10 protein-coding genes are annotated in these 8319 nt (G+C 64.8%); 8 read left to right on the forward strand and 2 right to left on the reverse strand.

All coding sequences use genetic code 11. The features are described from left to right. Positions 1–120: 120 nt before the first annotated feature. From secY to map, 3 genes are read left to right on the forward strand one after another with little or no spacing between them, the layout of a single operon-like run. Complete coding sequence (gene secY, locus ACIP5Y_RS43125) at positions 121–1440, forward strand: preprotein translocase subunit SecY (RefSeq protein ID WP_397006429.1); 1320 nt, start codon at positions 121–123, stop codon at positions 1438–1440. Continuing rightward, on the forward strand, positions 1437–1982 hold the full coding sequence (locus ACIP5Y_RS43130) for an adenylate kinase (protein ID WP_400359232.1): 546 nt from the start codon (positions 1437–1439) through the stop codon (positions 1980–1982). The genes secY and ACIP5Y_RS43130 overlap by 4 nt, the downstream gene beginning before the upstream one ends. Next, positions 1983–2783, forward strand: coding sequence for a type I methionyl aminopeptidase (gene map / locus ACIP5Y_RS43135; protein WP_400359233.1), 801 nt, complete (start codon positions 1983–1985; stop codon positions 2781–2783). An 81-nt stretch (positions 2784–2864) separates the two neighbouring features. Here the strand turns inward: map and ACIP5Y_RS43140 are convergent, their stop codons facing one another. Then, positions 2865–3464, reverse strand: a complete 600-nt coding sequence (locus ACIP5Y_RS43140; protein WP_400359235.1) for an AAA family ATPase — start codon at positions 3462–3464, stop codon at positions 2865–2867. Between the two features lie 10 nt (positions 3465–3474). Next, complete coding sequence (dtd, locus tag ACIP5Y_RS43145; RefSeq protein WP_400359237.1) at positions 3475–3918, reverse strand: D-aminoacyl-tRNA deacylase; 444 nt, start codon at positions 3916–3918, stop codon at positions 3475–3477. 119 nt (positions 3919–4037) lie between these two features. Between dtd and ACIP5Y_RS43150 the strand changes: the two genes are divergently transcribed. The 5 genes from ACIP5Y_RS43150 to ACIP5Y_RS43170 all read left to right on the forward strand — a co-directional run bounded on the left by ACIP5Y_RS43150 (position 4038) and on the right by ACIP5Y_RS43170 (position 8295). Then, positions 4038–4310: a PLD nuclease N-terminal domain-containing protein gene (locus ACIP5Y_RS43150; protein WP_400359238.1), complete on the forward strand. Its 273-nt coding sequence runs from the start codon at positions 4038–4040 to the stop codon at positions 4308–4310. A gap of 136 nt (positions 4311–4446) precedes the next feature. Beyond that, complete coding sequence (locus ACIP5Y_RS43155) at positions 4447–6567, forward strand: hypothetical protein (protein WP_400359239.1); 2121 nt, start codon at positions 4447–4449, stop codon at positions 6565–6567. Beyond that, positions 6564–7358: an ESX secretion-associated protein EspG gene (locus ACIP5Y_RS43160; protein ID WP_400359240.1), complete on the forward strand. Its 795-nt coding sequence runs from the start codon at positions 6564–6566 to the stop codon at positions 7356–7358. The genes ACIP5Y_RS43155 and ACIP5Y_RS43160 overlap by 4 nt, the downstream gene beginning before the upstream one ends. A gap of 116 nt (positions 7359–7474) precedes the next feature. Beyond that, entirely contained in the window at positions 7475–7804 is a 330-nt protein-coding gene (locus ACIP5Y_RS43165) for a hypothetical protein (RefSeq protein WP_400359242.1), read from the forward strand. Further along, positions 7801–8295 carry a YbaB/EbfC family nucleoid-associated protein gene (locus ACIP5Y_RS43170; RefSeq protein ID WP_400359244.1) on the forward strand — a complete coding sequence of 165 codons (495 nt, stop codon included), beginning with the start codon at positions 7801–7803 and terminating at the stop codon, positions 8293–8295. The genes ACIP5Y_RS43165 and ACIP5Y_RS43170 overlap by 4 nt, the downstream gene beginning before the upstream one ends. Positions 8296–8319: the final 24 nt, after the last annotated feature.

Here is an 8319-nt window from a genome sequence, read left to right on the forward strand (position 1 = left end):
AGAGGCCGCCCGGTGCCGCTGTTACAGTTCAGGTGTTGTCTGCCAACACCGTCATGGGTATCGGCGTAATTCCCTCGCTGAGTCCGTGGCTTGACCCATGTCGTTCGCCCAGGAGGATCTGTGCTTTCCGCCTTCGTGTCGGCTTTCCGGACCCCGGACTTACGGCGGAAGATTCTCTTCACGCTGGGGCTGATCGCGCTCTACCGACTGGGCGCCTCGTTGCCGTCCCCGGGCGTCGATTACAAGAACGTCCAGGATTGCATCAAGCTGGTCAACGGCGGCGATTCCGCCGGCATCTACCAGCTGATCAATCTGTTCTCCGGTGGCGCACTGCTACAGCTGTCCGTGTTCGCGATCGGCATCATGCCGTACATCACGGCGAGCATCATCATTCAGCTGCTGACCGTCGTCATTCCGCGGTTCGAGGAACTGCGTAAAGAAGGCCAATCGGGTCAGAACAAAATGACCCAGTACACCCGCTATCTCTCTGTTGCGCTGGCAGTGCTGCAGGCGACCGGTCTGGTCGCTCTCGCCTCGCGTGGACAGCTGTTGCGCGGGTGCCAGAAGGACATCCTGGCCGATACCTCGATTTTCGGCATGATCATCATCGTGCTGGTCATGACCGCCGGTGCGGCCGTGGTCATGTGGTTCGGTGAGCAGATCACCGAGCGCGGCATCGGTAACGGCATGTCCCTGTTGATCTTTGCGGGTATCGCCGCCCGAATTCCGGGCGAGGGCAAGATGATCTACGACAGCCGCGGCTGGACGATCGCCGCCATGGTCGGCGTGGCCGCGCTGGTGGTCATCGTGTTCGTCATCTTCATCGAGCAGGGCCAGCGCCGGATTCCGGTGCAGTACGCGAAACGCGTGGTCGGCCGGAAGATGTACGGCGGCTCGTCCACGTATCTGCCGTTGAAGGTGAACCAGGCGGGCGTCATCCCGGTCATCTTCGCGTCCTCGCTGCTGTATCTGCCGAACCTGTTGGCGCAGTTGACGCAGAAGAACACGGGCAATCCGGCGAAGTGGCAGGAGTTGATCCAGAAGTACCTGGTCAATCCGAGCAACCCGGTCTATGTCCTGATCTACTTCGCGTTGATCTTGTTCTTCACCTACTTCTATGTCGCGATCACCTTCAACCCGGAGGAACGCGCGGACGAGATGAAGAAGTTCGGCGGCTTCATCCCGGGCTACCGCCCGGGCAAGCCGACCGCCGACTACCTGAACTACGTCCTCAGCCGGATCACCCTGCCCGGCTCCATCTACCTCGGTGCTGTTGCTGTGCTGCCGAACCTGCTCCTCGGCATCGGCGGATCCGGCGGTATGCAGTCGCTGCCGTTCGGTGGTACCTCGGTGTTGATCATTGTGAGCGTCGGCCTCGATACCGTGAAACAAATCGAGAGCCAGTTGATGAACCGTAACTACGAAGGGTTCCTGAAGTGAGACTCGTACTGCTCGGACCGCCCGGCGCCGGTAAAGGCACGCAGGCCGAACTGTTGTCGGAAAAGCTCGGTGTTCCGCACATCTCCACCGGGAATCTCTTCCGTACGAACATCTCGCAGCAGACCGCGCTCGGTCGTGAAGCGCAGAAGTACCTGGACGCCGGCGATCTGGTGCCGTCGGACGTCACCAACCGCATGGTCTCCGAGCGGATCGCCGAGCCGGACGCCGAGAACGGCTTCATCCTGGACGGCTACCCGCGCACCGTGGATCAGGCCGACGCGCTGGAGAAGATGCTGAAGGAGTCGGGCCGTGAGCTCGACGCCGTGCTGTGCTTCGTGGTCGACGAAGAGGTTGTGGTGCAGCGCATGCTGGCCCGCGGCCGCGGCGACGACAACGAAGAGGTCATCCGCAACCGGATGCGCGTTTACCGCGAGGAGACCGAGCCGCTGCTCGAGCACTACGAGGGGCATGTGGTTTCGGTCGACGGCGTCGGCGAGATCGCCGATGTGAACGCGCGGGCGCTGCAGGCGCTGGGCCGCTGAATGGTCTTCGGCCGCAAGAGCAAGAAGGTGGTGCCGTTCCGCACCGCCGGTGAACTGGACGCCATGGCGGCGGCCGGCGCTATCGTCGGCCGTGCGCTGGTGGCGGTGCGTGCCGCCGCCAAGCCCGGGGTTTCCACCCTGGAGCTGGACGAGGTCGCCGAGCAGCTGATCCGTGAGGCCGGGGCGATCCCGTCCTTCAAGGGCTACCACGATTTCCCGGGTTCCATCTGCTCGTCGGTGAACGACCGTGTGGTGCACGGCATCCCGTCGAAGGACGATGTGCTCGCCGAGGGCGATCTGGTGTCCATCGACTGCGGCGCGATTCTCGAAGGCTGGCACGGTGATTCGGCGTGGACCTTCGGCGTCGGCGCCATCATCGAGGCGGATCGCCTGCTCAGTGAGGCGACCAAGTTCTCGATGGAGGCCGGCATCGCGGCCATGCTCCCGGGCAACCGCCTGACCGACGTCTCGTACGCCATCGAGCAGGGCACGCGCGCCGCGGAGGCCGAGCACGGCCGCCGCTACGGCATCGTGGACGGCTACGGCGGCCACGCCATCGGCCGCGAGATGCACATGGACCCGTTCCTCCCCAATGAGGGCGCGCCCGGCAAGGGCCCGCTGCTGCAGGTGGGTTCGGTCCTGGCCATCGAGCCCATGCTCACCCTCGGCACCACGGAAACCAAGACCCTGGAAGACGATTGGACCGTCGTGACCATCGACGGCTCCCGCGCCGCCCACTGGGAACACACGGTCGCCGTGACCGAAGACGGCCCCCGCATCCTGACTCTGCGTCCGGAGTAGCAAGGCTTTTCGCAGCGCCGTGCCCTTCTTCCGAAGGGGCACGGCGCTTTTCGTTTGCCGTCTGCCCGATGACGGGTTGGTTCAGCCGAATCGCATATGTCTGACGCCGACCTGCAGTCGTCTCCACTGCCGCAGCATGGGCCCGTCGGTGTTCGGTGCGATCGTGAGTCCCGCCGAGGCGGCGATGCGATCCGCCACTTCCCTGGTCGGTATGTGATCGGTGTGGATGTGTTCGGCGAATTCCCTGTGCTGCAACGCATCCAGGCATCGATCGACCTGTTCGAGCGCCCAGCTGTCGTGCCGCAGTCCGTACAGGCCGCGTTCTCTCAGCCGGTTGCGGACGGTTTCGGGTCGTGCGAGCAGCGCGAAATGCCGTACGTCGTGGCCCATTTCGCGCAACCGGCCGACGGTCTCGTCGAAGTAGGCGGGCACGACCACGGTCATGGGCGCGATGACCGGCCCATCGTGTTTGCGCAGCACCAGGTCCAGGGATTCGACCACGCCCTGCCGCCAGGCGGTGAGTTCCTGGAAGTCCGGCCGCAGCGCCCGCGGTATTACCCGATGCAGGCCGAATCCCACTTCCTCGGGATCGCACACCACGCTTCCGGGCAGCCGCCGATGCAACTCGAACGCGGTCTGTGTCTTCCCGCCGCCGAACGGTCCGTTGATCCACAACAGCATGCCCGCCACCCTAGCCCTCGAGCAGAATGGTCACCGGCCCGTCATTGACGAGTTCCACATGCATGTGTGCGCCGAATCGCCCTGTGGCGACGGTGGCTCCCAGTTCGCGCAGGGTGGCCGCGAAGGTGTCCACGAGCGGTTCGGCCACCGCCCCCGGCGCGGCCGCCGACCATGAGGGCCGCCGCCCTTTCGCGGTATCGGCATAGAGCGTGAACTGGCTGATCACCAGTATCGGAGCGGCCAGATCGGCCGCCGACCGTTCCCCGTCGAGGATGCGCAGCCGGAAGAGCTTGTCCGCCAGCGTCTTCGCCGTGGTCTCGGTATCGGTGTGGGTGACGCCGACCAGCGCCACCAGTCCGTGTGGCGCCCCGTGCGCGGCCGGATCGATCCGCCCGACGATCGCCCCATCGACCGTGACCTGCGCCGAACTCGCTCGCTGCACCAGTACTCGCACGGCTCCGATCCTTCCAGACGGGTAATTCCTTCGATGTACGCCGGGCGGGGTACCGATGCTGGCTAACTCGAGGCTAAAGCCTGATGTGCGCCGCGATTCCGGCTCATAGTGTCGTAACCATGATCATTTCTACGCTCGCTCGAGCTGAATCCAGCACCGCTGAATCGGTCGCGTCCGTCGCTCTCGCCGTTGGGGTGATCGGCTTCTTCGTCGGCTGCGTTGTCCTGTTCATCGCAGGTGTCGTCAGTGTGCTGCGCTCGCGCAACTACCTCAGTGGCGGCAAGGCCATCTGGGTGTTGCTGATGTTCGCGTTCCCGTTCCTGGGACCGCTGGTGTGGTTCATCTGGGGTCGCCGGTCCGCCATCATGGCGCCACCGCAGCTGGTCGGCTGAGCAACAAACCGGCAAGGTTTGTCGATCGCCGAGTTCACTCGGGCCCTGAATTTCCTTGCGCGCCATAGTCGGTTCATGAAAGTAGGCTGTGCTGGCACAGATAGCTGAGAACTGGGCGGAGTGACAGTAGTTAGCGATGGCACCTGACACAAGCAAAGACAACACGGCCTGGCCTGGACTGAAGCAGCAAGCGGACGCGGGCGCCTTGAAGTATGACCCCGGCGCCGCCGAACAGGGCGCACAGTACTGTTCGACTCTGATCGGCCAGTTGCTGTATCTGAAGAACATTGCCAAGGGCAACGGTCTCGACAGTCTCGGTCCGATCGGCAGTCTTTCTTCCGGCAAGCTGATGGCCAGCGAGTTCAACAAGTCCGGTACGGCGTTGCTGAATGTCTTCGACATCCATGCCGCCATCCTCACCGACATGGGGAACACCTTCGAGGCGGCGGGCAAGGAGTACATCAAGCAGGACGGGGAGAACGCCGACAACTTCGCGGGTCTCGATCTCCAGCTGATGCAGTCGGCGTCGGCGCTGGTAGGGGTGAATCCGCCGGCGCCGGAGAAGGCGCCCACCGGTTCCTTCGACGTCAAGTTCCCCGACAATCTGAAGACCTTCCAAGGTGATTCGGGTAAGACCAAAGTCGGTGTCGATGTGCACATCGAGAACTCGACAGCGATGACCTGGCCCCAGCTCTACAGCCTCGGTCAGGCGCTGCAGCCCGACCCGTACGCGGCCGCGGGCGGTGTGTGGAAGTGGCTCGCGGATCAGGTCGACTCATACATCGGTGACTTCTCGAACAATATTCAGTCGTTGAGCGGTTCATGGCAGAGCCCGGTGGCGGGTGGTGCCGATGCCGCGCAGGCCGCGGTACAGCGTTACTGCGACGATCTCGGCCCGCTGACCGACGTCATGCGCACCACCGGCGCGCTGTTGGAGTACACGTCGGGCTGGATGACGCAGACCAAGAACAACATGCCTCCGGAGTCTGCGCCGGACGACACGATGTACTGGAGCACCGGTGTCAACGCGTACGGCATCTACCAGACTCCGACCTTCGGAGACGGGTCGTTCAACCTGTCCACCTACCAGCAGAATTTCGCCAACTACTACTGCACGCCGTTGAAGGACACCGCGTCCACGCTGCCGGTGGTTCCAGGGCCGACGGCGGTGCAGCCGCCGAAGCCCACCACCGGTGGTGACAACAACGGCGGCAATAACAACAACGGCGGCAACAACAACGGTAATAACAACGGCGGCAACAACAACGGCGGATCCAATACCGGTGGGTCGAACGCCGGCGGCTCCAATACCGGTGGGTCGAACACGGGTGGGTCGAACACCGGAGGCTCCAACTCCGGCGGCTCCAACTCCGGCGGCAGCCAGAGCCAGTACAAGGCCCCGAACATTCCGCCACTGCAGAACACGACCGACCCGAACGCCGCCAACGCGAACGGCTCCAATCCCTCCGGCTCCAATCCCAACGCGACCAACCCGAACGGGACGAATCCCAGCGGGCAGAATCCGTACACCAACCCGTCCGGCACCAATCCGGGTTTCCCGAACACCTCCGTGCCGCAGTCCTCGCCCATCACGAGCTCCAGCGGCTCGGGTATGGACGGGCTGTCCACCGCCGCAAGCACGTTGAGCTCGCTGGCCGGCGTGGCGTCGAGCGGCCTGCAGGGATTGTCCGCACTGAGCCCCGCCCTGCAGCAGGTCCAATCCGCGCTGAGTACAGGGGATATCGCCAAGTTGGCCGAGGCGCTCGGGGTACCGCAGGATACGGTGACGAACGCGCTCACCTCGATCGAGGGATCGCCGGACAAGCTGAATCAGCTGAAGCAGTTGCTCGGCTTGCCTACGGATCCCGTCCCGGCCGTTACACCTGACCAGCCCACCACTCCGGTTACGACGCCGATCACCACGCCGACCACGCCCGTCGGCGCGGCCATCCCGACGCCCGCGAGCGCGCAGGTGGCCGGTGTGCCGTCGTTCACCAACCTGTTCGGTGGCGATAGCCTGTTCGGCGCCGGTCTGTTGCCCGACGGCGGCGTCGTCCACGCCGATCTGGATCACGGCGGGCTCGTGCGAGCGGGTCTGGAGCAGGATGGCACCGTGCAGACGGCGGGCCTGACCGCCGCACCCGGCGTAGCGGTTCCCATCGAAACCGCCACCGCCGGAGCCGAACCCGCGCAGCCCGACTTCATCGATGCGCTGGCGCAGACCCTAGAGGCGCACGTGCCGGTGGTCGAGGGGTGACTCAGTGGGAGTTCACCGACGACGAGTTCCACGTGCTGTGTGTGAAGCACCTGGAAGGGATGCTGCCCGCACCGCTCACCTACCTGAGTCGTACCCCGCTGCTCGCCGACTATGAAGGTGAGGTCGCCGAGATCCGCGGGCGGCTGGACCTCGAACTGGGGCCGGAGTTTCGGCAAGCGATGGAGGTGGTGGCGCGTCCGGAGGTGTGGATCGGGTTGCGTGCCAACCGTGATGGCGCGTTCGGCGACCCGGCCGGGTTGATCCGCATGCACGCTGCGCGGCAGGGACGGCGGGCGTTGTTGCTCCGCCAGGAGGCGGGTGAGACGTTCGAGCACGGCGGGAATGTCACGGTGTTGGAGTGCGATCCGGAGGAGTTGCCCGGTTTGCTGGTGGCACAGTTGCCCCCCGCCAAGGCCGGCCGGCGGACCTCGGTTCCGATTGTCGTCGCGCAGCCTGTCGCATCGGATCCGTACGCCTCGTCCGGGTCGGGTGCGTTCGACAGCTTCGACGAATCCGACGAGTCGGCCACGGTCGCATTCCTTTCCGAGCCCGTGACACTGGCCGGGCGGGTGCGGATAGCGCAGGCGCGGTCCAAGTACGGCCCGCGCGGGGTCACCGGGGTGGCGCTGGACTGGCGGGATGTGGTCGATGACGGCCGCTATCTCATCGATTTGAGTCAGCCCGAGTTGCTGGCCGTGGGGGTGGACACCCGGCAGTTCACTGATCTGCTCGCGCAGTCCATCGCACAGATCATCGAACAGATGGAGTGGCGGGGCGAGTACGACGAGTGACGGCCGGACGGCGCGGTGTTCCAGCGCCGTCCGTATCGTTCTCACCGCTCGAATCGGCACCCTCCGTTAATATTCCGGCCACTGAGTGGTTGCCCGGGGCTGACAAGGTCAACGCCATGAGCGATCGGCTGGAGTCCTACCATGACTTGCTGGTTACGGCCTCGCGTAAGACCGGTGTGGTGCGGGACGGGATTCAGGGTGTTGTGAACACTTTCGAGGCCAGCGCCGACGGGCTGGGGCAGCCGTGGGGCACCGACAGCCTGGGCAGCCAGTTCGCCAATGGCACACAGGGTTACCTGGCCAGTAAGAAGAACATTCTCGACGGCGCCAAGAACATGGCGGGCACCTTCGGGAACTTCTCGAGTTCGCAGCATGATTCGGCCGTCCAGCTCGAGCAGACCGAGCAGGCCAATGCCGACGCGTTCAACGGGGTGGCGCAGGCATGAGCAATGAGCAGGCCAAGTCCGATCTGGCGGAGATCCTGGATGGTTTCGCGGATCAGATGCGCATCATCACTCAGCTGCAGCGGGAGCGTGCCGCGCTGACCGCGTCGGCGACGGCGAGCGGTAAGCGCGTCACCGTCACCGTGAACGCGGACGGCACGGTCATCGAGATTCGATTCGGTTCCGGCATAGAGGATCTGGACTATCCGGAGATTGCCAAGGCGGTGACGGCGGCCGCCCAGCAGGCGGCGGCCGAGGTGGCGCGGCGGGGCCGCGACATCATGGCGCCGGTGTCGCAGAACCGGAACCGGTTGCCCAAGCTGACCGACATCGTGCCCGGAATGCCTGATCTGACCAAGGAATTGGCGATTCCGGAGCCGCCGGTCGTCTCGACCGCGCCCCCGAAGTCGGCCGAACGACTCAGCGGATTCCAGGGGTCCACCATCGACACCGAGCAGCCGCGGCGAGGCGGAGCCACCGATTCCGGATGGTAGTGCGATCTCGCGGGTTGAGGTAGT

The organism is Nocardia sp. NPDC088792, from assembly GCF_044750615.1.
GTDB lineage: Bacteria > Actinomycetota > Actinomycetes > Mycobacteriales > Mycobacteriaceae > Nocardia.

Excerpts from the sequence above, each read along its gene's own strand:
- map (WP_400359233.1), top strand. The coding sequence starts at position 1,983 with ATGGTCTTCGGCCGCAAGAGCAAGAAGGTGGTGCCGTTCCGCACCGCC.
- ACIP5Y_RS43140 (WP_400359235.1), bottom strand. The coding sequence starts at position 3,464 with ATGCTGTTGTGGATCAACGGACCGTTCGGCGGCGGGAAGACACAGACC.
- ACIP5Y_RS43150 (WP_400359238.1), top strand. The coding sequence starts at position 4,038 with ATGATCATTTCTACGCTCGCTCGAGCTGAATCCAGCACCGCTGAATCG.
- ACIP5Y_RS43155 (WP_400359239.1), top strand. The coding sequence starts at position 4,447 with ATGGCACCTGACACAAGCAAAGACAACACGGCCTGGCCTGGACTGAAG.
- ACIP5Y_RS43165 (WP_400359242.1), top strand. The coding sequence starts at position 7,475 with ATGAGCGATCGGCTGGAGTCCTACCATGACTTGCTGGTTACGGCCTCG.
- ACIP5Y_RS43170 (WP_400359244.1), top strand. The coding sequence starts at position 7,801 with ATGAGCAATGAGCAGGCCAAGTCCGATCTGGCGGAGATCCTGGATGGT.